Origin of the sequence: Campylobacter sp. RKI_CA19_01121 (assembly GCF_025771295.1) — a bacterium.
Lineage (GTDB): Bacteria > Campylobacterota > Campylobacteria > Campylobacterales > Campylobacteraceae > Campylobacter_D.
This window is the reverse complement of the sequence record NZ_JAKMQA010000027.1, coordinates 1-1729: the sequence shown is the minus strand read 5'-3', so window position 1 is coordinate 1729 and position 1729 is coordinate 1. Positions and strand designations below refer to the sequence as shown.

Annotated in this window: 2 protein-coding genes; both read right to left on the bottom strand. The window is 24.9% G+C overall.

Annotated elements, in window-relative coordinates; genetic code table 11:
- Positions 1-896: glycosyltransferase family 2 protein (locus L8T90_RS07795; protein ID WP_263737169.1), on the bottom strand; the 896-nt coding region annotated here is incomplete at its 3' end.
- The gene (locus tag L8T90_RS07790; protein WP_263737168.1) at positions 893-1582 is read right to left on the bottom strand and encodes a hypothetical protein; all 690 of its coding nucleotides are present in this window, start codon (positions 1580-1582) and stop codon (positions 893-895) included. The genes L8T90_RS07795 and L8T90_RS07790, both read right to left, overlap by 4 nt.
- Between the last annotated feature and the right edge of the window lie 147 nt (positions 1583-1729).

The following is a 1729-nucleotide window of genomic DNA, read 5'->3' as shown; positions in this document are numbered from 1 at the left end:
GATATGTTACAGCAATATAAAAGTTTATATAAATTTTGGAGATTATAGTCTTTTTTACAAATTTCCAAATTTAATAATTTTAGCATACTAGCAAGAACAAAATGATTCTCTTTTTTGATATGCAATAAAAAAATACTTGATAAATGATTACTAGCAATTCTTCTTACCAATCTTTCTTGGAGCTTACTATATCCAGAAGAAAGCTGCAAACAGTCTATAAACCCCTTAACAACATCAGTGGCTTTTCTTTCGTTCCATGATATTTTTTTATGTACTACCCTATAAACATATGTAGGTTCTTTTAATGCATAAAATTTCCTTGCGTAAATCATAGCTTTTATAAAAAAAGGAGGATCTTGCATTCTTAAATAATTAGGGAAATAAATATTATTTTCTATTAAAAATTTTCTATTATATATAAACCTCCAATATCCATAATCATATTGATAATCTTTATATTCAACAATCCCATCGTTAGTAAAAATATAGCCTTGTTCAAAACTTCCAAAATCATACACATACTCATCATTTCTCAACTGTATTAAAGAGCCACCGCTAATTTTCATATCGTGTTTAATTGCTGCATGATACATATTTTCCAAAGTATTAGTATTAGGATAAAAATCATCACTATCCAAAAACGCAATAAATTCTCCTTTTGCCAACCTTAAGGCATTATTGCGTGCAGCACCAGAACCCATATTCTTCTGTTTTAAAATTTTTATCCTCTTATCTTTTAAGGCATATTTTTGTAATATAAATAAACTATCATCAGTACTACCATCATCAACACATAAAATCTCTATTTCTTGTATTGATTGCAATAGAACGCTGTCTAAGCATGCTTTTAAATACTCCTCTGAATTAAACACTGGGATTATTACTGAAATTTTCATTTATTTTTCTTTCTGTGGTTAATATAAATTTTATATATATCATAAGGCAATTTAAAAATACCTCCTTTATACCAATTCTTGCAATTCTTAACCATTGCATGTCCTATTTTATATGATAAATGATTCTTTATCTTATATTCATTTTTTACACTCTTTTTTGTAATTATATCAATTTGCATATTCTGATATTGAATAAAATCATAGATACTTTCAAATAATATTCTAGATGAACAATCTACACCATAAGGAATTTTAGCATTAAACAAAAGATAAAATTCGTCGGATGAAAAGTTACATAAAAAATCTTTTTGCCATAAAAATAATTTTTCACAAAAAATTGCCTCAAATAAACTTTTTTTTTCACTATTATCACTTTGTTTTAAAAATAAAAAAATCATACTAGCGGTTATAAATAGACTATAACTTCTTAAATATTTTTTAAAAATAGTCTTATCATAGAAAAATAAATATGTATCATGCATAAATTCAGGAATATCATCATTGCAACTAGAATAATCCATGATGCTTTTTGCTCGAATACGATAATGATAAACTTTATCTACTAAAATAAATATTTTTTTTACTTTATAAAACAACACTTTTCCAAAATAGTGATCCTCATGTATAATACCATCTAGGAATTTTAGTTGTATTGATTTTAAAAAGGTAAAGTCAATCATTCCCATAACAGAAAACCAAAATGATTTTCTATGAATTTTTAACAAATAACGAAAAAAATCAAAAGAGCTTAAAATTTTACTATTACAAAAACTACAATTTTCAATAAGTGTATTTCTTTTTTCGTAAGCTACATTATCATAATAAAAATAATG

Excerpts from the sequence above, each read along its gene's own strand:
- L8T90_RS07790 (WP_263737168.1), bottom strand. The coding sequence starts at position 1,582 with ATGGGAATGATTGACTTTACCTTTTTAAAATCAATACAACTAAAATTC.